Here is a 24,539-nt window from a genome sequence, read left to right as displayed (position 1 = left end):
GACCTCAGGAATCTCCCATAGGCCTTTGATAATACGTCAAAGACCCATGTCCCGCAGCGCCGGATGCACGATCCTGCCGGCATCGACATTGATGCCCTTCGCCAGCGCCGGATCGCTGCGCCAGGCCGGATCGGAGGCCAGCCGGTTCACCCACGGCAGGATCGCCGCGCAGATCGCCTGCGAGCTGGTCTGCGGCACCGCGCCCGGCATGTTGGTGACGCAGAAGTGGGTCACGCCCTCCTCCACGTAGGTCGGCTCCTTCCAGGTGGTCGGGCGCGAGGTCTCGAAGCAGCCGCCCTGGTCGATGGCGATATCGACCACCACGCTGCCCGGCTCCATGCCCGCCACCATCTCCCGCGTCATCACGTGCGGCGCGCGCGCGCCGGTGACCAGCACCGCGCCGACCACCAGGTCGGCCGAGGCCACTTCCCGCGCCACCACGTCGTGGTAGGGATACAGCGCGGTGACGTTGTTGCCGAGCCGCATCATCTCGTCCATGCGATCGGCGCGCATTTCGAACACGGTGACGTTCGCGCCCGCCGCCGCGGCCAGCGCCGCCGAAGTGCCGCCGGCCTTGCCCGCGCCGAACACCACCACCTTGCCGCGCTCGGTCGCCGGCAGCCCGCCCAGCAGCTTGCCCTTGCCGCCCATCGGCTGGTGCAGCAGGTGCGTGCCGACCTGCACGCCGATCTTGCCGGCGATCACCGACATCGGCGCCAACAGCGGCAGGTCGCCGTTCGCCAGCTCCACCGTCTCGAAGGCAACGCCGGTCAGGCCGATGTCCAGCAGCCGCCTGGTCAGCGCCGGCTCGGCGGCCAGATGCAGGTAGCAGAACAGCAGGTGGTCCTTGCGCAGCAGGGCCAGATCGCCGGCGATCGGCTCCTTGACCTTCACGATCAACTCGCCCTTGTCGTACAGCGCCGCGGCATCCGGCGCGATCTTCACGCCGAGGCGCGTGTACTGCTCATCGGCGAAACCGCTCTTGACGCCCGCGTCCTTCTCCAGCCACACCTCGTGGCCGCGCTTGACCAGATCGCCGGCGGCGGCGGGGACGAGCGCGACGCGCCCTTCGAGGGTCTTGGTTTCCTTGGGTACACCGATGCGCATGATCGCTCCTGGGCGATGTGGTCGTGGATGGACGACAGCGTTGCGGCCATCGCGGCTTGTATCGCGGCGCTGCGGCCGCCAAGCTAATGGCGAACGACGCCCAGCGCGAATCCGGCCGATTATAGGGAAATTGCTCTAAACCATGACCACGACCAAGCACACCCGCCTGCTGATCCTCGGTTCCGGCCCCGCCGGCTGGACCGCCGCCGTCTATGCCGCCCGCGCCAACCTCAAGCCCGTCGTCGTCACCGGGTTGCAGATGGGCGGCCAGCTGATGACCACCACCGAAGTGGACAACTGGCCGGGCGACGCCCACGGCCTGATGGGCCCGGATCTGATGGCGCGGCTGCAGGCGCACGCCGAACGCTTCGACACCGAAGTCGTGTTCGACCACATCCACACCGCCGACCTGTCGCAGCGTCCGTTCCGCCTCAAGGGCGACTCCGGCGACTACACCTGCGACGCGCTGATCATCGCCACCGGCGCCACCGCCAAGTACCTCGGCATCCCGTCCGAGGAGGCCTACAAGGGCCGCGGCGTCTCCGCCTGCGCCACCTGCGATGGCTTCTTCTACAAGGACCAGGACGTGGCGGTGATCGGCGGCGGCAACACCGCGGTCGAGGAAGCGTTGTACCTGTCCAACATCGCCCGCAAGGTCTACCTGGTGCACCGCCGCGACACTCTGCGCGCGGAGAAAATCATGCAGGACAAGCTGTTCGCCAAGGTGGCCGCCGGCAAGATCGAAACCGTCTGGCACCACACCGTGGACGAGGTGCTGGGCAACGACGCCGGCGTCACCGGCATGCGTCTGAAGTCGGTGCAGGACGGCAGCACCCGCGAGATCCCCGTGCACGGCTTCTTCGTCGCCATCGGCCACAGCCCGAACACCTCGCTGTTCGAGGGCCAGTTGGAGATGAAGAACGGCTACCTGAAGATCCAGACCGGCCTGGACGGCAACGCCACCCAGACCACCGTTCCCGGCGTATTCGCCGCTGGCGACGTGGCCGACCAGGTGTATCGCCAGGCGATCACCAGCGCCGGCTTCGGCTGCATGGCGGCGCTGGATGCGGAGAAGTTCCTCGACGAAAGCCACTAGGCCCGATCCGGCTGGAGCGCGATGAAGACCAATTACGTCCTGATCGACTACGAAAACGTCCAGCCGAAAAACCTGGCGTTGCTCGCGGAGGAACATTTCCGGGTCAAGGTCTTCGTCGGCGCCAACCAGGCCAAGATCCCCATCGAATTGGCCGCGGCAATGCAGTCCCTCGGCGCGCGGGCAGATTACGTGCGCATCTCCGGCTCCGGCTCGAATGCGCTCGATTTCCACATCGCCTACTACATCGGCCGGCTCGCGGCCGCGGAACCGAAGGCGTTCTTCCACATCATTTCGCGGGATACGGGATTCGATCCCCTCATCGCTCACCTTAAGGAAAAAGGCATCTTCGCGAGTCGCTCCGCGACGCTGGACGGCATCCCGATCCTCAAGGGCTTGGCCGAGGCCACGCGCGACGAGCAGGTCGATGCAGTGGTCGAAAAGCTCAAGGGCATGCCGAAGAACCGGCCGCTCCGCGACAGCACCCTACGCAAGATGATCGCATCCTGGTTCGGCAACAAGCTGGATGCTCCCGGCCTGGATCGCATCGTCAACGAACTGGTCAAGCGCGGCTTCATCGCGATGAACGGCGCGAAAGTCTCGTACTCTCTGCCCGCCTGAAACAATGGCGCAGATTGCCCGCGTCGTTCGCCATTTGTCCGACATCCCCGCCGCCGACTGGGACGCCCTGCACGACGGCCGCAACCCCTTCGTCGCGCACGCCTTTCTGTCCGGCCTCGAAGCCACCGGCTGCCTGCGCGAGGACTGGGGCTGGATGCCCTGCCACATCTGCCTGTGGGACGGCGATGCGCTGATCGCCGCCGCACTGGGCTACCTGAAAACCAACTCGCACGGCGAATTCGTGTTCGACCACGCCTGGGCGCAGGCCTATGCGCAGCATGGACTGGATTACTTCCCGAAGTGGCTGTGCGCGGCGCCCTACTCACCCGTCACCGGCCCGCGTCTGCTGGCGCGCGACGACGCGACGAAGCGGCGGTTGCTCGATGCGATCGCCGGCTTCATCGAGCAATCCGGCCTGTCCTCGGCGCACGTCAATTTCCACAACCAAGCCGACGAGGCCGCATTCGGCGACGACGCTCCGGACGAACGCTGGCTGCTGCGCGAGGACATCCAGTACCACTGGCACAACGACGCGGGCTGGACCACGTTCGAGGACTACCTCGGCGCGATGGACCGCAAGCACCGCAAGAACATCCTCCAGGAACGCCGCAAGGTGCGCGACGCTGGCATGTCCTTCCGCATCGTGCATGGCGACGACGCATCGGACGGCGACCTCGCCGCGATGCACGGCTTCTACCTGCAGACCTTCGCCGACTACGGCAATGCGCCGGCGCTGACGCCGGACTTCCTGCACCACCTCGCGCGAACGATGCCGCGCCAGCTTGTCATCGTGCTGGCCGAACGCGAGGGCGCGGCGATCGCCGGCGCGCTCTGCCTGCGCGGCGGCGACACCCTGTACGGCCGCTACTGGGGCGCCACCTCCATGCCTGACGAGAGCCGCCACCCCGGCCTGCATTTCGAGACCTGCTACTACCAGGGCATCGACTACTGCCTGCGCGAAGGACTGACCCGCTTCGAGCCCGGCGCGCAGGGCCGGCACAAGATCGCCCGCGGCTTCCTGCCCACGCTGGTGCGCAGTCGCCACCGCATCGCCGACCCGCGCTTCGCCCGCGCCCTGCGCGACTGGTGCGCGGAGGAGCGCATGGAGATCAGGCAGCACCTGCGCCAGTTGCGGACGCATTCGCCGTTCCGCGACGATGCGGCGACATGAACCTGCGCCTCTTCGAACTGGCTGAGGACCCGGCGTCGCCGTTCCCGCCGGTCGAACTGGCGCTGGCCGAACCCGAAGGCCTGCTCGCCATGGGCGGCGACCTGTCGCCGACGCGTTTCATCAACGCCTACCGCAGCGGCATCTTCCCGTGGTTCTCGGAAGGCGAACCGATCCTGTGGTGGAGCCCGTCGCGGCGCGCGGTGTTCCGCACCGACGGCGTGCACCTGTCCAGCCGCCTGCGACGACGCCTGCGCAACAGCGGCTGGACGGTGCGCGCCGACAGCGCCTTCGCCGAGGTCGTCACCGGCTGCGCCGCGCCTCGCGATGGGCAGTCCGGCGGAACGTGGATCACCGCCGACATGCAAGCGGCGTATCTCGAACTGCACCGGCTCGGCCACGCCCACAGCATCGAGGTGTTCGACGGCGGCGGGCGGCTGGTCGGCGGGCTGTTCGGGCTGTCGTTCGGCCACCTGTTCTGCGGCGACAGCATGTATTCCGCCGAATCCGGGGCGTCCTCGCTGGCGCTGGCGATGCTGGCACGACGGCTGCGCGGCTGGGGCTGGCCGCTGATCGACGCGCAGGTGCCCAACCCGCACACCCGCCGGCTGGGCGTGGAGACCTGGCCGCGCGCCGCCTACATGGAAGCGCTGGCGAACCTGCGCGACCTGCCCACCGAGGCGGGGAGCTGGCGCGAGCGCTTCGGCGAATGGCCCGCCTCGGCGCTGGACGACGGCGTGCGCGATTAACGGGATTTTTGCAAGACCCGGCCCGACGTGGCAGAATGACGGACTTTCGAGCCCCGTTTCCCGGCGCTCCCCAGCTACAGGACACGCTCCGGCAGACACATGGCGAAAGACGACGTCATCGAATTCGAAGGCACGATCTCCGAAACCCTCCCGAACACCATGTTCCGGGTGAAGCTGGAGAACGGCCACGAGATCATCGCCCACATCTCCGGCCGCATGCGCAAGAACTACATCCGCATCCTGACCGGCGACCGCGTCAAGGTGGAAATGACGCCCTACGACCTGACCAAGGGCCGCATCACGTATCGCCATCGTTGAAGCCGGCCACCGCTGACGCCGCCACAGCGGCCCGGCCCGTGGAACCACCGAACGCCCCGCAAGGGGCGTTCGTCGTTTTCGCATCCGGCCGTCGCGCCACGCGCGGTCCCCCGCGCCCGCAGCCCGCATCCGCGCGATGGCTGCTTGCGAACGCGCTGCGCGTTTAGTATGAAGTCCTGTCTTCACGGTCGTCCGACGAACCCCAGGCTGTCCAGCGCTCCACTCCTCCGCAGGGACACTACGTGCTGCACACCCGGTCGCGCGCATCGCTGATCCACCGGCTGTCCCTGAGCATCTGGGGGCTGTTCCTCGCCCTCCTCCTGCTGCTCTCCGCGCTCGGCTACCTGACCATGCGGCTGGCGACCGACAGAGTCGTGCCGCTGGTGGCGAAGCACACGGTCGAGCTGCGCGCCGGCGCCAGCGAGGGGCTGTTCCTGCAGGCCGAACAGAGCGTGGCCCGGCTGCAGCAGGAACTGCTGTGGCGGCTGACGAAGACCGACCGCGAGGCCGCCCTGGCCCGCTTCGACGCGCTGTTCGCGCGCAGCCCCGACGGCCTGTGGCGGCTGCGTCCCGAACTGGTCGACGCCGAGCGCGCGCCCACCCTCTACCTGCACCAGTCGCCGCAGGGGCTGGGCGAATCCGCCCGCCTGCGCGCGGTGGTCGCCTACGACCTGCTTCGCGAACAGGGGCCGGCGCTGGCGCCGCCGTTCTTCTCGGCCTACATGGATTTCGTGGAAGACGGGCTGATGGTCTACGCCCGCGGCGTGGACTGGGGCAGCGGCGCCGACGCCAACGCGACCAACACCGGCTACCCGACCATGCAGGGCTCGGAGCCGCACCGCAATCCGCAGCGCAAGGTGTTCTGGACGCCGGTCTATTTCGACGAGCAGGCCGACACCTGGATGGTCTCGGTCATCAAGCCGCTGGACTGGCAGGGCCAGTGGGTCGGCACGCTGGGGCACGACGTCTCGATCCAGACCCTGATCGACCGCACCGCCGCCAGCCACCAGGACGACGGCATCCAGATGGTGATGAGCGCGGACGGCGGCCTGATCGCGCATCCGCAGCTGCGCGAGCGCATCGCCGCCGCCGACGGCCAGCTCAACGTCGCCACCCTGCGCGACCCGCTGCTGGAACAGGTGCACCGGATGATCGTCCGCGCCGGCACCGACAGCGGCGCCGGCCGCACGCCGGACGGCAGCCAGTGGGTGGCGTGGTCGAAGATCCACGGCCCCGGCTGGTACCAGGTCTACCTGCTGCCGCAGTCGCGCGTGAACCACCTGCTGGCATGGGGCTTGGCCGCGCTGTTCTGCATCGGCCTGATCGGCCTGCTGCCGGCGATGTGGCTGCTGCGCCGGCGCGTGCGGCGACTGGTCGCGGTGCCGCTGAAGCGCCTCACCGTGGCCGTGGACGAACTCGGCCAGGGCCTGGAACCCAAGCCCATCGCGATGCAGAGCAACGACGAACTGGGCCGGCTGGCCGACGCCTTCGACGACATGGTCGAGGAACTCGTCCAGCAGCGCGCCCTGCAGTTCGCCCACGCCCAGGCCCTGCAGACCGAGGTCGACGAGCGCCGCCAGTTCATGACCCGGCTGGAGGAGGAGCGCGCGCGCCTGCTCGCCCTGCTGGGCGCGATGAACCAGGGCATCCTGTTCGTCAGCAGCGAGAACCGGGTCACCTACTGCAACGCCGCCTTCATCGCCCTGTGGGAGATCGCCGAAGGCACGCCGCTGGCCGGCCGCGGCACCTGCGAGATATTCGAACTCACCAAGGGCCTGATGGCGAACCCGCAGGAGTTCGGCCACCACCTGGAGAGCGCGCAGGAAGGCCGCGACACGTCGGAGCAGTTCGAGGTGCGCTTGCAGGACGGCCGCACCGTCACCCACCGCACCCATTCGGTGAGCGACGCGCAGGGCCGCCACCTCGGCCGGCTGTGGGTGCACGAGGACGTGACCCGCGAACGCCAGGCCGCCGACCAGCTGATCCGCCTGGCCGAACACGACGCGCTGACCGGCCTGTACAACCGCCGCCGCTTCGAGGACGACCTGGCGCGCTTCTTCCACGACGCCGAGCGCACGCCGGGCCAGGCTGCACTGCTGTTCTTCGACCTCGACGAGTTCAAGTACATCAACGACACCTACGGCCACCGCGCCGGCGATTCGGTGCTCAACCGGATGTCGGTGGAAGTCCGCACCCTGATCCGCAGCGACGACACCCTGTTCCGCCTCGGCGGCGACGAGTTCGCGGTGCTGATGCCGCACGCCAGCCTGGACGACGCCCAGCACCTGGCCGAACGCATCGTGCGCCGCATCTCGCAGACGCCGCTGCACATGCACGAGCAGACCGTGCGGCTGACCACCAGCCTCGGCATCGCCCACTTCCCCACCCACGCGGACAACGCGGAAGACCTCGTCGCCCACGCCGACGCCGCGATGTACCAGGCCAAGCACACCGGCAAGAACCGCTGGAACGTGTACCGCCCGGACCGCGACACCTCCCGCGAGATGGCCACCCGCCTCGCCTGGAACGACCGCATCGCGCAGGCGCTGGAGAGCAACCTGCTGCGGCTGCACTTCCAGGGCGTGTACCGCGCCGGCAACGGCCACCTCGCCCACCTGGAAGCGCTGATCCGGATGGAGGACGAGGCCAACCCCGGCCAGCTGATCATGCCCGCGCAGTTCATCGACCACGCGGAGAAGAGCGGCAAGATCCTGGAGATCGACCGCTGGGTGATCCAGGAAAGCATCCGCCTGCTCGCCATCCACCCGCACCTGCCGGCGATCGCCATCAACATTTCCGGGCGCTCCTTCGACGACCCGGAACTGCCCGCCTACATCACCGCGCAGCTGCAGCGGCAGCACGTCTCGCCGCGCCGGCTGCTGGTGGAGCTGACGGAAACCTCGGCGGTGTCGGACATGGGCGATGCCGCGCGCTTCATCGCCGCGCTGCGCCGCACCGGCTGCACCATCTGCCTGGACGACTTCGGCACCGGCTTTTCGTCGTTCGCCTACCTCAAGCACCTGCAGGCCGACGTGCTCAAGATCGACGGCATGTTCATCCGCGACCTGCCGCAGGAGCGCGACAACCAGGTGTTCGTGCGCGCGATCATCGAAGTGGCGCGCGGCATGGGCAAGCAGACCGTGGCCGAGTTCGTGGAGGACGGCCGCACCCTGCTGATGCTGCGCGAGATGGGCGTAGACATGGTGCAGGGCTACCACCTCGACCGGCCCAAGGCCGACCATCCGGCGCTGCGGGAAAAAAGCGACGGGCCAGCCTCGCCCTGACCGCGCAGCGCGGATTGCCGGCGCGCGCAACGCGCCTTCGCCGTGGCCGCGTCAGCGCGTCGTCGCGCCGTGCAGCTGGCGCCATTCGCCCGGCGCCATGCCGAAGCGGCGCTTGAACGCCTTGCTGAACGCCGGCAGGTCGCCGTAGCCGCAGTGCAGCGCGATCTCGCCGATGCTCCACCGCGCATCCAGCAGCAGCGTGCGGCTGCGCGCCAGCCGCAGGTCGCGGGCGTAGCCGGCGACGGACAGGTCGCGCTCGGCGAACACGCGGTACAGCCGGGTGCGCGAACACCGCAACGCGCGCGCGACGCTCTCGGCGGTGAGCCGCGGGTCGTCCAGCTGCGCCTCGATGTAGCGGCAGGCGGCGTCGAACAGCAGCGCGTCGAGGTCGGGCGTCTCCTCCGCCGCGCCGAACTGGGCCAGGTACGCCAGCGCCAGGGTGATCGTCGCCTCCATCGCCTGCGCGGACGCCCGTGCGTCGAGCGCGGTGCCATAGCGGGTGAGCGCGGACAGGTTGGCCTTCAGGATCTGCCCCATCGGGGTGTCGGGCAGGTGGCGCAGCGCACCGCGCGCGCCGGTCGGGTCCGGGCCCAGCAGCTGCATCACCCGCGCCCGCGGCAGGAACAGGTGGACGCTGTCCTGGCCCGAGCGCGACAGCGTGCGCATCTGCCGCGAGCAGTCCATGAGGTTGAAGCCGGTGGCGGCATCGGCGGTCTCCTCGCCGCCGCGCCCCTGCCGCACCTGCGAATGGCCGTCAGCGATTAGGCCGAGCATGAAGTGGTCGCTGCTGCCCTCGGCGAAATGCGTCAGCGTGGGCGCGGTGCGGATCCGCGCCATCCCGGTGCCATCCTCGGCGAGATAGACGATCGCGTTGGCCCGGTACGGGCGCGACCGTTCGACCGGCGAAATGTCGACGACCTGGGGAAACAGCGAACGCCACTGCTCGAAGCGCTCGTGCGCGGGCGCGCCGTCAGTGTCGAACGCCATGAAGCGCGGCGCCGCGTCGTTCGCCTCGATGTCCATCGCCTCCCCCTGTCGCAAGGGCAGTTTACTTGCGGCACGGGACGTTCGGACAACCCCACGGAACGCATGGATTACCGGTGATGCGCGTCACGCTTCAAGAATGCGCGCTTTCCAACAGGGGACTTCCCATGCGCGCCAAACCCGTCCGCCCGCTCCGCCGCCAGCTGCTCGCCCTCGCCCTGCTGGGCGCGCTGTCCGCGCCCGCCTTCGCCGACGAAGGCTGCCTCGCCTGGAACGGCAGCGCCTGGGTCTTCGCCGGCGGAAACTCCGACGCCGGCATCGAAACCAGGACCACCACCCTGGGAGGCGGCACCGACGACCAGAACACCACCTGCACGGCCACCGCCAGCGCCTACGGCTGGCGCAACAATGCCGGCGGCAACTACAGCAGCGCGTTCGGCTACCTCAACCGCGCCCTGCGCGACAGCAGCAGTGCATTCGGCTACGCGAACGAGGCCTACGGGCTCGAAAGCAGCGCATTCGGCTATTCGAACACGGCCAGCGGCCCCGGCAGCAACGCCTTCGGCTACAACAACAGCGCCGCGGGCAACTACGGAAGCGCCTTCGGCTACCAGAACACGATCGATGCCCCCGCCCTCCAGGGCAGCGCGTTCGGCTACGGCAACACCGTCAAGCAGGCGCGCAGCTCGGCCTACGGGTTCAGCAATCTCGTGCAGGGCGAATACGCCGGCGCGTTCGGCACGCTCAACCATGCCAATGCGGACTTCAGCAACGCCTTCGGCTACGACAACACCGCCGATGGCGACTACAGCAACGCCGTGGGCAACAGCAACAACGCCGCTGGCACGAACAGCAGCGCCATCGGTTACGACAACGAAGCCAACGGCGTGGACAGCACCGCCGTCGGTTCGACCAACACGGCCAATGCGGTTCACGGCAGCGCGTTCGGCTTCTCCAACACCGTCGATACCGGTGCCACCAACAGCAGCGCCATCGGTTACGTCAATTACGTCCAGGGCGCCCAGAGCACGGCCGTCGGCATTCTCAATTACATCCAGAATGCTCAAAGCACCGCCGTCGGCTATCTCAACGTCATCGAAGGCGCATCCGCCAGCGGCCTGGGCTTCCAGAACATCGCCAAGGGCGACGGCAGCAGCGCCGTGGGCCACGCCAACAGCGCCACCGGCGTGAACAGCAGCGCGCTGGGCTACATGGGCCAGGCCGTGGGCGAAAACAGTCTGGCGGTCAGCACCTGGTACGACCGCGACAATGACGGCAGCGTCAACATCGACGTGGACACCGACGGCGACGACGGCGACGACGCCAGCAGCGAAACCGCGCTGGCCCTCGGCAAGAGCAGCGTGGCGGTGGGCGGAGGCGTGCGCGCGCTGGGCGACCGGAGCGTGGCGATCGGTCTGGACAACGTCGCGCAGAATCAATTCAGCACCGCGCTGGGCTTTGGAAACAGCGCGAACAAGAACGCCAGCACTGCCGTGGGCACCAACAACATCGCGGACGGCGACGGCAGCAACGCCTTCGGCCGGTTGAACGCGGCACGGGCCTCGGGCAGCAGCGCATTCGGCTACGGCAACCAGGTACTCGCCGGCGCACAGAACGCCAGCGTCTTCGGCAACAGCTCGGAAGCGCGCAACGTCGGTAGCACCGCGATCGGCTACATGGCGATCGCCGACCGCGACTTCGCCGTGTCCGTGGGCCAGGCCGGTGGCGAACACCAGATCATCCATCTGGCCGACGGCACGCAGGACACCGACGCGGTGAATCTGCGCCAGTTGAACGCGGCCATCGCCGCCGGCGCGGTGGATCTCTCGCCGTTCGCGGCGGCGTTCGGCGGCGGCGCGGCGTGGACGGGCGGCATCTTCACCGCGCCCAGCTACACCATCCAGGGCGTGAACTACGGCGACGTGGGTTCGGCGCTGGCGGCGATCGACAGCTGGATGACCGGCAACGCCAACGGCGTGCAGTACGACGATCCCAGCCACGCCACCGCCACCCTCGACGGCGCCGGCGGCACGCAGGTCAAGAACGTCGCCGACGGCACCGACGCGATGGACGCGGTGAACAAGGGCCAGATGGATGCCGGCGATGCCGCGGCCCTCGCCGCCGCCAACACCTACACCGACACCCGCGAAACCGCCATCCGCACCGACATGGCCGCGGGCGACGCCGCCACGCTGGCGTCCGCCAACGCCCATGCCGATGCCGGCGACGCCGCCACCCTGACCACATCCAAGACCTACACCGACACCAAGTCGGCGCAGACGCTGCAATCGGCGAACGCCTACACCGACAGCAAGTTCGCCGCGTGGAACGACAGCTTCGTGCAGTTCCAGCAGCAGACCGAACGCCGCTTCGACCAGATGGACCGCCGCCTCGACCAGGTGGCCGCCATGAGCGGTGCGATGAGCGCGGCAGCGCTGAACACCGCCGGCCTGCCGGGCCGCAACCGCATCGGCATCGGCGCGGGCGCGCAGAACGGCCGCACCGCGATGGCGATCAGCTACCAGCGGCTGGTCGCACCGAACGCCAGTGTGTCGCTGGGCGGCGCGGTGTCCGGCAGCGACAGCAGCGTGTCGGCGGGTATGGGTTTCAGCTGGTAATCCCGGCGAAGGATTCCCGATGCGAAGCGCATCGGCGACACGGAACGGCGCGGGTCACACCGCGCCGTTTCCGCATTCGGAAAGCAACGAATCGCTTCGAGTCGCCGTTCCCGCGCAGGTTTCCGCTGCCTTGCCCCCCTCGTCATTCCCGCGCAGGCGGGCATGCTTTCGCAGACGAATGTCTGTGTATCCAGCTCTTGATCTTCAGGGCGGAAAAGCTGGATTCCCGCCTGCGCGGGAATGACGGAAACAATCCATCCCCTACTCCGGCAAAACAATCTCCACCTCCAGCCCGGAGCCGCGCGGCGATCGCGCGGTCAGCGTGCCTCCGTGCGCCTGCACGATCCGTCGGGTGAAGTGGTAGCCCAGCCCGCTCCCCTTCTTGCCCAGCGAGGACGCCGCGCGGAAATACGGCGTGCCGAGTTTCTCCAGCTCCTCCGCCGACAGCCCCGGCCCGTGGTCGGTCACCCGGATGCGCAGCCCGCGCGCGTCGCGGCTGGCGCGCAGCTCCACCGCGCTGTCCGCCGGCGAATAGCGCAGCGCGTTCGCCAGCAGGTTGCCCAGCGCCGCGCCCAGCAACGTCGGATCAAGGTCGAACCCGCCGTCCACGCACGCCAGCAGCCGCAAGCGCGGCTGCGCCGCCTCGCCTTGCGCGCGCATCGCGCCCTCCAGCACCTCGCGCACCGCGCAAGGGCGACGCGACAGCGCCAGCGCGCCGTGGTCCAGCGCCTCGGTCATCAGGAAGTGATCGACGAAGCCGGCCAGCGTGGTCGCGTTGCCGCGGATCTGCGCCAGCCGCTGTGCCTCGGCCGGCGGCAGCTCCGGCAGCTTGAGCTGGAGCAGCTGCGCGGCGCGGTCGATGGCGGCCAGCGGATTGCCGAACTCGTGCGACAGCATCGCCACGAAGCGGCGCTGCTCCTGCGCGCGCCGGGTCGCCAGCGCCGCGTCCTGCTCCGCGTCCGCCTTGTCGCGCTGCAACTGCCGCAGGCGCAGCGCCAGGCCGTAGCTCATCACCAGCACGTGCACCAGCGTCGCCGCCTGGTGGAAATTCGCGGTCGCCGCGTTCCACGACAGCAGGCCCAGGTTCATGGCGGAATTGATCGCCGTTCCCAGCATCGGGATGAAGAAGGCGACGAAATACACCATCAACTCGCCGCGCCGGCTCTGCCGCCACTTCAGCAACAGCAGGCCCATGCCGGTGAAGAACACCAGCGCGTTGAGTGCGTTCGCCAGCTTCACCGCGTACAGCAGCCACGCGCCCACCAGCCACGGCATCAGCGCGAACGGCAGGAACGCCAGGTTGAAGAACACCACGAACAGGAACAGCCGGTGGATGCGCGGATGCCGCTGCTTCAGCCGCAGCAGCCCGTCCCACATCAGCGCGATGCACATCGACCCGCCCAGCCAGCCGATCCGCGGCAAGGCGTCGGTGTACCACTGCGATTCCTCGCCCAGCAGCACCGGCAGGTAGCCGTTGGTGCCGAGGTGGAACAGCAGCTGCGAGGCGACGTAGCCGGCGTAGGCCAGCATCACCCCGTCGCGCAGCCGGCCACCGAGGATCAGGTAGAAAGTGACTGCGATCAGCAGGATGCCGAAGTAGCCGCCGCGGTAGAAATTGCTGCGCGTCTCGTACGCGGTGTAGGCATCCACCTGCCACAGCGTGGTGTGCACGTTCAGCGCATTGGTGGTGCGCACGCGAATGTAGAGCTGCATGCCCGGGAACACGTCGGTGGGCAGCGCGAACAGGCGCGTGCGCAGCGGGCGGTTCCCGTAGGGCCGGTGGTAGCCCATCGCGTACTCGCGGAAGCCGCCGTCGGGCTGCTGCACCCACACGTCCACCGCCTCCAGCTCCGGTGTGCCGACGGTCAGCACCACGCGCTCCGGCGCACCCGCCGCCGGGTCGAGCACCACGCGGAACCAGTGCGCGCGGGTGTCGTAGCCCAAGCTGCGCGCCTCCGGCAGCGGCCGGAAGTGCGCCCGCACGAAGGCCGGCTGCGACACGGTTTCAAACGACAGCGCGCCCGTCGCATCGGCGTAGTGGGCCTGCCGGCCGTCCAGCGACACCCGCGGCGTGTCCGCGCCGAACCGCAGCGGCTGCGCCAAGGCAGGCAACGCCAACGCGAGCAACATCGCCAGCATGAACATGACGCCGCTCGTCATTCCCGCGAAAGCGGGCCGCTTCCGACAGACGAATGTCTGTCCAATCCAAGGACGTTGCTTCTGCATTGCCTGAAAATCAAAGTCCCTGGATTCCCGCTTTCGCGGGAATGACGACGGATTTCGGGACGTCCTCATCGCGCCCCGACCCGCGCCGCGCGCCATTCGCCCGGCGCCATGCCGAACCGCCGCTTGAACGCCTTGCTGAACGCTGGCAGGTCGCCGTAGCCGCAGTGCAGCGCGATCTCGCCGATCCCCAGCCGCGCATCGCCCAGCAGCACCCGGCTGCGCGCCAGCCGCTGGTCGCGCGCGTAGCCGGCCACCGACAGCTTGCGCTCGGCGAACACCTGGTACAGCCGCGTGCGCGAGCAGTGCAGCGCCTGCGCCACCGCCTCCACGGTGAGCTGCGGATCGCCGAGCTGCGCGTCGATGTGCGCGCAGGCAGCGGCGAACAGCCGCGCGTCGGCATCCGGTCCCGCCTCCATCGGCGCGGCGACCGGCAGGCTGCCCGCCCGCCCCAGCCGGCGCAACATGCTGCGGCAGCTCGCCTCGATCACCTCCAGCGAACTGCGCTTGGACAGATACACGTCGGCCCCCGCGTCCAGTCCCTGCACCTGCTCGTCGCTGGCATCCAGCGCGGTCAGCATCACCACGCCGGTCTGGCTTTCCGCCGCGCGCACCCGCCGCGCCACCTCCAGCCCGCTGACGCCGGGCAGCGCCACGTCCAGCAGCAGCAGGTCAAAGCGCGTGTCCGGCCATGCCTTGAAGAACGCCTCCGCACTGTCGAAACCGCTCGCGGCGAACCCGCGCAACTGCAGGAACTCCAGCAGGTCGGCCAGCAGTTCGGGGCCGTCCTCCACGACGGCGATCAGGGGCGGCGATGGCATCGGCGGCTCGGGCATGACGGCGGCAAATGCGCACCAGTGTATGCGCCGATTTCCGCGGGGACGTTTGGACAAATCGCGCGGACGTATGGACTACCGGCGGAATCGGCGCAGCCGGCAATGTTGCAGCTTGCCGTCGTGCAGCCGTTCCGCCGGCATTTGCGCCGCATCACATTTCAGGGGCAACACACATGAATCGCGCGTTCCGCATCGTCTTCAACCGGGCGCTGGGCGTCTGGCAGGTCGTGTCCGAAATCACCCGCAGCCAGGGCAAGGGCCTGGGCGCGCGCGGCGGCCTGCGGCTGTTCGTGCTGCTGCCGCTGGCCGCATGGGCCTCGCTGGGCTGGGCCGCCAATGCGCCACCGGTCGAGGCGATGCGCGCGGACGGCGGCGGCGCGGGCAACGCGGGCGGCGGCAGCCCGGCGGCCTCGGTGTTCGCCAACCAGCTGCCCACCGGCGGCACGGTCAGCGCCGGCAGCGGCAGCATCGCCCAGAGCGGCGCGGCGATGACCATCACCCAGACCACCCAGAACCTCGCCATCAACTGGCAGAGCTTCGACATCGGCCAGAGCGCCAGCGTCACCTTCCTGCAACCCAACGCCACCGCCATCGCGCTGAACCGCGTGCTGAGCGGCGACACCACGCACATCCTCGGCCAGCTCAAGGGCAACGGCCAGGTGTGGGTGCTCAACCCCAACGGCGTGCTGTTCGGCGGCAGCGCGCAGGTCAACGTGGGCGGGCTGGTGGCCTCCACGCTGGGCCTGTCCGATGCCGATTTCATGGCCGGCAAACGCAGCTTCGCCGGCAGCGGCGGCAGCGTGGTCAACCAGGGCAGCCTCACCGGCGGCTATGTCGCCCTGCTGGGCGAAAACGTGCGCAACGAAGGCACCATCACCGCCCGCCTCGGCACCGCCGCACTGGCCGCCGGCAACAGGGTGACGCTGGATTTCAACGGCGACCAGTTGCTCAACGTGCAGGTGGACGAAGGCGCGCTGCACGCGCTGGCCGACAACCGCGGCCTGATCCAGGCCGACGGCGGCAGCGTGCTGATGACCGCGCGCGCCAGGGACGCCCTGCTGGACACCGCCGTCAACAACACCGGCATCATCCGCGCCCGCACCGTGGAACACCGCAACGGCCGCATCCTGCTGCTGGGCGACATGGCCGGCGGCACCGTCAACGTGGCCGGCACGCTGGACGCCAGCGCGCCGGACGGCGGCAATGGCGGCTTCATCGAGACCAGCGCGGCGCACGTCAAGGTAGCCGACAGCGCCGTCATCACCACCAAGGCGGCCAGCGGCCAGAACGGCAAATGGCTGATCGACCCCACCGATTTCACCGTCGCCAAGAGCGGCGGCGACATGACCGGCGCGGCCCTGACCAACGCGCTTGCCAATGGCGACGTGGAAATCCAGAGCACCGCCGGCGGCAGCGGTGTGAGCGGCGACGTCAACATCAAGGACACGGTGAGCTGGAGCCAGAACACCCTCACCCTCAATGCGCAGCGCGACATCAACGTCTTCAGCACGATGAACGCCAGCGGCACGGCGGGGTTGTTCTTCCGATACGGCCAGGCCGATGCCGGTGGCAGCTACAACATCTACGCGCCGGTGAACCTCGCCAGCACCGGCAGCTTCCGCACCCAGTCCGGCAGCGCGGGCGGCATCACCAACTGGACCATCATCACCAGCCTCGGCAGCGAAACCGATGTGACCGGCAACACCGGCACCACGCTGCAAGGCATCTGGGGCAACCTGGGCGGCAACTTCGTGTTGGGTGCGGATATCAACGCCAGCGCCACCGCCGGCTGGAATGGGGGTTTGGGCTTCACGCCGATTGGCGGCAATGACCCGGGGGCAAGCAGCAATCCCGGCTTCACGGGCAACTTCGATGGTCTCGGCCACGTCATCGACGGCCTGACCATCAACACCCCGAACAACAACATCGGCCTGTTCGGCAGCGCGTTCTACGCCTCCATTGCCAATATCGGCCTGACCCATGCCAGCATCACCGGCCAGTTCAGCGTGGGCGGGCTGGCCGGACGATCAGGCAATCTCCACATCCACAACAGCTATGTCAGCGGCGCGATCACCGGTGCTACCGCCGTGGGTGGGCTGGTAGGGAACGACATCTACCCGCGTGGCACGAACGTTCTGGAGCATGTCTGGACAGCCGGCAGCGTCACCGCCACGGCGGCGTCCACGGGCACGGGCAGTTTGGTGGGCATTGCCGGCGGCCTGGTCGGCGACAATGCCGCCGCCATCCGCAACAGTTATTCCACCGCCGACGTGCGTGGTGGCAACCAAGTGGGCGGGCTGGCGGGGCGCATCTTCAGCGACATCGACAAGAGCTATTTCGCCGGCACCGTCGGCAGCAATGGCGTGGCCGGTGGCGATGGCACGGTCAAGGCACCCTATGCCTTGGGCGCGCTGGTCGGCCAGATGACTGGCAGTGGCACGGTCAGCAACTCCTTCTGGAATACCGATACGGCAGGCGCCGTTGGCGTGGGCCGCATTGAATACACCGGCGTCTTCAATGGCGTGGGCCTGACCACCGCGCAAATGCGCAACGCCGCCAACTGGGCTGGCTTCGATTTCGTCACCACACCCGGCCAGGGCGGCTGGGTGTTGCTGGATGGCGTGCTGCCGATGCTGTCCTCGGAATGGTCGCCGGTCATCCGCAACGCGCACCAATTGCAATTGATGGCGCTGGACCTGTCCGCCAACTACACGCTGGCGAACGACATCGACGCCAGCGCCACCAACGGCGCGGCGGGCGACGTGTGGTACGGCGGCAGCTTCTCGCCCATCGGCACCGCCGCCGCCAAGTTCACCGGCAGTTTCGACGGGCAGGACCATGTGATTGACGGCCTGACCATCCACCGAAACGCGCAGGATTACGTCGGCCTGTTCGGCTATGCCAGCGGCGGCACGCTGCAAGACGTGACGCTCAGTGGCGTCAGCATTCAGGGGGGTAACGCCTATGTCGGCGCATTGGCGGGATTTGTGGCCAGTGGCGGTACGGTCAGCAATACCCATGCGTCCGGCTCGGTCAGCGGCAACCTGACCCGCGTGGGCGGCCTGATAGGCCGTAACGAAGGCAGCATTGGCGACAGTTCCGCGGATGTGACCGTGAGCGGGCAGGACCGTGTAGGCGGTCTGGTGGGCAGCAGCAGCGGTGCCATCAGCAACAGCACGGCTGCCGGCAGCGTGACGAATACGGGCAGCTATACCGGCGGACTGGTGGGCTACACCGAAGCGGGCGGCACCGTCAGCGACAGCACGGCCACGGGCGCGGTAAGCGGCACGCAGCGCGTGGGCGGCCTCGTGGGTGAGGCGCATGCCGCCATCACAGGCAGTACGGCCTCGGCCCAAGTAACTGGCAGCAGCGACTATATCGGCGGGCTGGTGGGCGCGACGGATTCGGCCATCACCGACAGCCACGCCAGCGGCGTGGTGCAGGGGCGGTCTTATGTGGGTGGCCTGGCGGGTTGGTCGAGCGCCGCCATTACCGGCAGCACCGCCGCCGGCACGGTGACGGCCAACGTCAGCTATGCGGGCGGTCTGGTGGGGTTGGCCAGCGGCAGCGCCAGCCGCGTGACGGACAGCGTGGCATCGGGCGCGGTGCAGGGCGCGTTTTATGTCGGTGGTCTGGCGGGGGGCAGCGAGGGTGCGGTCGGCAACAGCCAAGCCAGTGGCACGGTGACGGCCAGCGGGGCAAACAGCGGTGCCGGTGGCCTGGTCGGCTACAACAAGGGCGCGGTGACTGACAGCCACGCCAGCGGTGACGTGAACAGCGTTAGCGGCGACACCGGTGGATTGATTGGCTTGAGCACCTCCGGTGCCATCAGCAACAGCTACGCCACCGGCGCGGTCAACAGCAACGGTACAGGGGTGGGCGGACTGGTCGGCACCCTTGGCGGCGGCAGCACGCTCACGAACAGCTATGCCACGGGCAGCATTCATGGCGCTTCGCGCGTGGGCGGGCTGGTGGGCCAGTTGCAGGCGGCGATCAGCAACAGCTACGCCACCGGCACGGTCAGCAGCACCAGTGGACAAGCGGGCGGCTTGGTCGGCTACAACCTCTCTGCGGGCGGCTCCATCAGCAACAGTTACTCAAGCGGCACGGTCAGCGGCTCCACCAACTCCATCGGCGGTCTGGTGGGTTACAACCTGGGATCGGTGACTGGCAGCTACTGGAACACCACCACCAGCGGCCTCTTCACCAGTGCCGGCGGCACGGGGCTGACCACGGCGCAGATGATGGATGCCACCTCCTTCACAGGCTGGAGCCTCTCCGGCAACGGCGGCGAGAACACCGTCTGGCGCATCTACGAAGGGCAAACCACGCCGTTGCTGCGCAGCTTCCTGAAGCAGATCACCATCGGCGCCACCCCCGATTTCGATGGCACGGGCAGCTACCTCGCCAATATCGCCAGCGCCTCGTTCAACCTGCCCACCGGCGGCCATGTGTACGGCACCGCCACGGTGAACAACGGCGACACTCTCACCCTCAACAGCACGGCGGCGGGCGAATACACCGCCACCAGCAACGCCACCCTGACCGGCAGCCTGTATTCCGACCAGCAGGGCTACGACATCACGTACGGCAGCAGCGGCAGCCGCATCATCACCACGCCGGGCAGCGCGGCGGGCGACATCTGGCTGCCGGGTTCGATCACGTGGGGCAGCGGCACGCTGGCCATCGACACCAGCGGCGCGCTGACCACCGGCGGCAGCGGGGTGAACACCACCGCGATCAATGGCGACGCGTTCCGGCTGGTGAACGGCGCGTGGCGCCAGAACGCGGCCACGCTGGCCGGTTTCAGCGTGAACGATTTCCAGTTCGTCGGCGGCATCTTCCTGCGCGCGCTGGGCGGCGACGGCTCGGACGACGACAACGCCTACCAGATTGCCGACGTGTACGGCCTGCAAGGCATGGCCTCCACCACCTTGCTGGACAAACATTTCACGCTGGCGAATGACATGGATGCCAGCGGTACGGCGGGCTGGAACGGCGGCGCAGGGTTCGTGTCCGTCGGCACCGCCGCCAGCAAGTTCACCGGCAGTTTCGACGGCCAGGGCCACGTCATCGACGGACTCACCATCGACCGGGGCGCGCAGGACAACGTGGGCCTGTTCGGCTATGCGGGCGACGGCGCATTCTTCGCCAACGTCGGCTTGAGCAACGCCAACATCACGGGCCGCGCCTTCGTGGGCACCCTGCTGGGCAAGGCGGCAATACCGATGCTGTCGCCATCGACAACGCCTGGTCGTCCGGCACCGTCACTTCCACCAGCACCAGCCAGACCCAAGGCGCCATCGGCGGCTTGGTGGGCGGCATGAGCGGCACCATCGCCAACAGTCATTCCAGCGCCACGGTCACCGGCCATAACCGCGTGGGCGGGCTGGTCGGGCAAATGTCCGTTGACAGCAACGCCAACAAGATCCAGCAGATTTCCAATTCCTATGCCACCGGCGACGTGAGCGCCACCTTCGGCTACGGCGGCGGGCTGGTGGGGCGCAACTTTGCCCGCATCGCCAACAGCTACGCCACCGGCGACGTCAGCGGCGGCACCGTGCTGGGTGGGCTGGTGGGCTACGGCAGCATTGCCACTTATTGGAACAACCAGCAAGACCCCAACACCAAAGATTCCTATCTGAATGTCTATGCCAGCGGCAATGTGACTGGCACAGGCAACGATGTAGGCGGCCTGTTTGGCTTGACGCAGGGCTTGGTGGGAGTACACAACGCTTTTGCCACCGGCAACGTGGTGGGCGCTAAAAATGTCGGCGGGTTGATTGGCCGTGTCTCGGACGGCGGCAGCAGCTCCCAGCAAGCATCGCTATGGAGCGTCTTTACCCAAGGCGGCACGGTGACGGGTCAGGATAATGTCGGCGGCCTGATTGGCAGCAGCGGTTGGGTACACGTTACAAACTCCTACTCGGCCAGCGGCCTGCTGACCGCCACCGACAGCAACGCCAAGCTGGGCGGGTTGATCGGCGGCAACAATACCGCGCTCAGTGCCAACATATTCATCTTCGATAACGGCGTGTGGAACATCGAAACCACCGGCACCGATTTTGCGGTAGGCGACAACGCATGGGGGTCGTTCTTTATCACCGCACCGTCGGGCACGCAGTATCTGGCCAGTGGCCATACCGTTGGCGCGACCACGGCGCAGATGATGACCGTCGAGCCTTACGCCGTCAGTGGCTTCAATAATGGTCAGGGCGGTCTTGTTGGCTATTCCATCGTCACCGCCGCCAATGCTGCTGGCAACGACTATTCCCAACTTTTATATTCAAACAACATCTATTTCCTCTACGAAGGCCAGACCTACCCGCTGCTCCGCGCCTTCCTGCAACAAGTGACCGTCAACGCCGACCTGTCCGGCGCCAACAAGACCTACGACGGCCAGATCGCCAGCGGCACCGTGGGCAGCTACACCACCAGCATCCCGGTGGACGCCAGCCTGATTCTCGGCAGCCTCAGCTACGCCACCAACAGCGCCAACGCCGGCACCTACACCACCGGCAGCGGGCTGAACGTCAGCGGCGGCCTGTATTCCGGCCAGCTCGGCTACGAGATCACCTACAGCCCCACCACCAGCCTGACCATCGGCAAGGCCAGCGCCACGGTCACCGCCAACAGCGGCACGTTCACCTACAACGGGCAGACACAAAACGTCGCCGGCTTCACCGTCACCGGGCTGGTGAACGGCGAGGACAAGGACGTGCTGGACAGCGTGCTGGAAACCGGCGGCAGCGGCCGCAACGCCGGCAGCTACGCCCACACCGTCAGCGGCAGCGACAACAACTACGACCTCACCTTCGTGGACGGCACGCTGACCATCGACAAGGCCAGCCTCGTCATCGGCACCGACGATGTGACCAAGACCTATGACGGCACCTTGGATGCCGCCGGCAACGCCATCGTCCTCGGCGGGCAGCTGTTCGGCAGCGACAGCCTCAGCGGCGGCAGCTTCGCCTTCACCGACAAGAATGCCGGCACCGGCAAGACCGTGACCGTCGGCGGCGTGACCCTCGACGACGGCAACGGTGGCGGCAACTACGACGTCACCTACGTCGCCAACACGTCCAGCACCATCGACAAGGCGGCACTGACGGTCGGCACCAGCGACGTCACCAAGACCTACGACGGCACGCTGGACGCCGCCGGCAATGCCATCGTCCTCGGCGGGCAGTTGTTCGGCAGCGATAGCCTCAGCGGCGGCAGCTTCGCCTTCACCGACAAGAATGCCGGCACCGGCAAGACCGTGACCGTCGGCGGTGTAGCCCTTGACGACGGCAACGGCGGCGGCAACTACGACGTCACCTACGTCGCCAACACGTCCAGCACCATCGACAAGGCCAGCGCCACGGTCACCGCCAACAGCGGCACGTTCACCTACAACGGCCAGACCCAAAACATCGCCGGCTTCACCGCCACCGGCCTGGTCAACGGCGAGGACGAAAGCGCGCTGGCTGGCCTTACCGAAGCCGGTGGCAGCGGTCGCAACGCCGGCAGCTACGCCCATACCGTCAGCGGCAGCGACAACAACTACGACCTCACCTTCGTGGACGGCACGCTGACTATCGGCAAGGCGGCGCTGACCGTCACCGCCAACGATGCCAGCAAGACCTACGACGGCATCGCGTGGAGCGGCGGCAACGGCGTCCAGTACAGCGGGTTCGTCAACGGCGAGGACAGCTCGGTACTGTCCGGCGCGCTGGTCTATGGCGGCAGCAGCCAGGGCGCGGTGAATGCGGGCAACTACACGATCAGCGCCAGCGGCCTGGGCAGCGGCAATTACGACATCGTTTACGTCGATGGCAACCTGACCATTTCCCCGAAGCTGCTGACGCTGATCATCGGCAACCTGACCGGCGAAGTGCGGAAGACCTACGACGGCACGACCACGGCAACGCTGGATTCCGGCAACTTCCTGCTGACCGGCTGGGTGGGCGGCGACGGCGCCACCGTCACCCAGACCACCGGCCAATACGACAACGCCAATGCCGGCAGCGGCAAGACCGTCACCGTTTACCTGAGCCTGACCGATTTCCTTGCCAACGCCGGCACCGACCTCTCCAACTACATCCTGCCCACGCAGATCAGCGGCAACGTGGGCATCATCGACAAGGCCAGCGCCACGGTCACCGCCAACAGCGGCACCTTCACCTACAACGGGCAGACGCAAGGCATTTCCGGCTACACCGTCACCGGGCTGGTGAACGGCGAGGACGACAGCGTGCTGGACAGCGTGCAGGAAACCGGCGGCAGCGGCCGCAACGCCGGCACGTATGCGCACACGGTCAACGGCAGCGACAACAACTACGACCTCACCTTCGTGGACGGCGCACTCACCATCGACAAGGCCGCCATCACCATCGGCACCGACGATGTGACCAAGACCTATGACGGCACGCTGGATGCTGCCGGCAACGCCATCATCCTCGGCGGACAGTTGTACGGCGACGACGCGATCAGCGGCGGCGATTTCGCTTTCACCGACAAGAACGCCGGCTCCGGCAAGACCGTGACCGTGGGCGGCGTGACCCTTGACGATGGCAACGGCGGCGGCAACTACGACATCACCTACATCGCCAACACATCCAGCACCATCGACAAGGCCAGCGCCACGGTCATCGCCAACAGCGGCACCTTCACCTACAACGGCCAGACCCAGAACGTCGCCGGTTTCACCGCCACCGGCCTGGTCAACGGTGAGAACGAAAGCGTATTGACCGGCCTGACCGAAGCCGGCGGCAGCGGTCGCAACGCCGGCACGTATGCGCACACCGTCAGCGGCAGCGATGGCAATTACGATCTGACCTTCGTGGACGGCACGCTGACCATCGACAAGGCCAGCCTCGTCATCGGCACCGACGACGTGACCAAGACCTACGACGCCACGCTGGACGCCGCCGGCAACGCCATCGTCCTTGGCGGGCAGCTGTTCGGCAGCGATTCGATCAGCGGCGGCGATTTCGCTTTCACCGACAAGAACGCCGGCACCGGCAAGACCGTCACGGTGGGAGGCGTCACCCTCGACGACGGCAACGGTGGCGGCAATTACACCATCACCTATGCCGACAACACCACCAGCACCATCCTGCAAAAAGTGCTGACCGTCAGCGGCAGCTTCGACGCCGAGGACAAACCCTGGGACGGCAGCGACGGCGCCAGCATCGGCCGCAACGCGCTGGCGCTGGACGGCGTGGTGGCCGGCGATGCGCTGGCGGCGGACTGGCGCGCGGCCTTCTCCGATGCCGCCATCGGCCAGGACAAGACGGTGACGCTGCGAGGCAGCGCCCTGTCCGGCGGCGACAGCGGCAACTACCGGCTCGACCTTGCCGGCGCGCCCACCGCCGTCGCCAGCATCCTGGGAACGCCGGTCGGCATGGAGGGTGCGCGCTACGTCGGCGCCACGCGATCCGCGCAGGACGAGGCGCGCCGCACGCCGCACGCGTCGTCGGCCTTCCCAGAGATCGCCGTCCTGCAATGCGGCCAGAACCTTCCCGCCCAACTGACCAAAGACTGCCGATAAATG

The 24,539-nt window shown here is 67.9% G+C and carries 13 protein-coding genes and 1 pseudogene; 10 read left to right on the top strand and 4 right to left on the bottom strand.

Going from position 1 to position 24,539, the window contains the following annotated elements:
• Positions 1-36: 36 nt before the first annotated feature.
• Positions 37-1,107, bottom strand: a complete 1,071-nt coding sequence (gene ald, locus H9L17_RS15335; protein WP_187570274.1) for an alanine dehydrogenase — start codon at positions 1,105-1,107, stop codon at positions 37-39.
• A 142-nt stretch (positions 1,108-1,249) separates the two neighbouring features.
• Here ald and trxB point away from each other — a divergent pair, with 142 nt between their 5' ends.
• The 6 genes from trxB to H9L17_RS15305 all read left to right on the top strand — a co-directional run bounded on the left by trxB (position 1,250) and on the right by H9L17_RS15305 (position 8,340).
• On the top strand, positions 1,250-2,203 hold the full coding sequence (gene trxB, locus H9L17_RS15330; RefSeq protein ID WP_187570273.1) for a thioredoxin-disulfide reductase: 954 nt from the start codon (positions 1,250-1,252) through the stop codon (positions 2,201-2,203).
• A 21-nt stretch (positions 2,204-2,224) separates the two neighbouring features.
• Positions 2,225-2,821, top strand: a complete 597-nt coding sequence (locus H9L17_RS15325) for a PIN domain-containing protein (RefSeq protein WP_187570272.1) — start codon at positions 2,225-2,227, stop codon at positions 2,819-2,821.
• 4 nt (positions 2,822-2,825) lie between these two features.
• Positions 2,826-3,992 carry a GNAT family N-acetyltransferase gene (locus H9L17_RS15320; protein WP_187570271.1) on the top strand — a complete coding sequence of 389 codons (1,167 nt, stop codon included), beginning with the start codon at positions 2,826-2,828 and terminating at the stop codon, positions 3,990-3,992.
• Positions 3,989-4,738 (top strand): leucyl/phenylalanyl-tRNA--protein transferase, encoded by a 750-nt coding sequence (aat, locus tag H9L17_RS15315; protein WP_187570270.1) that lies wholly within the window; start codon positions 3,989-3,991, stop codon positions 4,736-4,738. The genes H9L17_RS15320 and aat overlap by 4 nt, the downstream gene beginning before the upstream one ends.
• Positions 4,739-4,837: 99 nt before the next feature.
• A complete protein-coding gene (gene infA, locus H9L17_RS15310; protein ID WP_028839405.1) occupies positions 4,838-5,056 on the top strand; it encodes a translation initiation factor IF-1 in 219 nt (72 codons plus the stop codon).
• 242 nt (positions 5,057-5,298) lie between these two features.
• Positions 5,299-8,340, top strand: coding sequence for a bifunctional diguanylate cyclase/phosphodiesterase (locus H9L17_RS15305; protein WP_187570269.1), 3,042 nt, complete (start codon positions 5,299-5,301; stop codon positions 8,338-8,340).
• 51 nt (positions 8,341-8,391) lie between these two features.
• Here H9L17_RS15305 and H9L17_RS15300 read toward each other — a convergent pair whose 3' ends face one another.
• A complete protein-coding gene (locus H9L17_RS15300; protein WP_187570268.1) occupies positions 8,392-9,363 on the bottom strand; it encodes a helix-turn-helix domain-containing protein in 972 nt (323 codons plus the stop codon).
• An 80-nt stretch (positions 9,364-9,443) separates the two neighbouring features.
• On the opposite strand from H9L17_RS15300, the pseudogene H9L17_RS15295 reads away from it, so the two are divergent.
• Positions 9,444-11,099: pseudogene (locus tag H9L17_RS15295) on the top strand (hypothetical protein); the annotation flags it as partial.
• 291 nt (positions 11,100-11,390) lie between these two features.
• Positions 11,391-11,942, top strand: coding sequence for a YadA C-terminal domain-containing protein (locus H9L17_RS16335; RefSeq protein WP_425507431.1), 552 nt, complete (start codon positions 11,391-11,393; stop codon positions 11,940-11,942).
• Between the two features lie 261 nt (positions 11,943-12,203).
• Here the strand turns inward: H9L17_RS16335 and H9L17_RS15290 are convergent, their stop codons facing one another.
• Positions 12,204-14,102: a sensor histidine kinase gene (locus H9L17_RS15290; RefSeq protein WP_187570266.1), complete on the bottom strand. Its 1,899-nt coding sequence runs from the start codon at positions 14,100-14,102 to the stop codon at positions 12,204-12,206.
• A gap of 131 nt (positions 14,103-14,233) precedes the next feature.
• Complete coding sequence (locus tag H9L17_RS15285; protein ID WP_187570265.1) at positions 14,234-14,986, bottom strand: response regulator transcription factor; 753 nt, start codon at positions 14,984-14,986, stop codon at positions 14,234-14,236.
• A 188-nt stretch (positions 14,987-15,174) separates the two neighbouring features.
• Between H9L17_RS15285 and H9L17_RS15280 the strand changes: the two genes are divergently transcribed.
• Complete coding sequence (locus H9L17_RS15280; protein ID WP_187570264.1) at positions 15,175-20,328, top strand: GLUG motif-containing protein; 5,154 nt, start codon at positions 15,175-15,177, stop codon at positions 20,326-20,328.
• Positions 20,325-24,536: a beta strand repeat-containing protein gene (locus tag H9L17_RS15275; RefSeq protein ID WP_187570263.1), complete on the top strand. Its 4,212-nt coding sequence runs from the start codon at positions 20,325-20,327 to the stop codon at positions 24,534-24,536. Before H9L17_RS15280 ends, H9L17_RS15275 begins: the two co-directional genes overlap by 4 nt.
• Positions 24,537-24,539 lie beyond the last annotated feature (3 nt).

Origin of the sequence: Thermomonas brevis (genome assembly GCF_014395425.1) — a bacterium.
Taxonomy (GTDB): domain Bacteria; phylum Pseudomonadota; class Gammaproteobacteria; order Xanthomonadales; family Xanthomonadaceae; genus Thermomonas; species Thermomonas brevis.
This window is presented reverse-complemented; position numbering and strand designations above follow the sequence as displayed.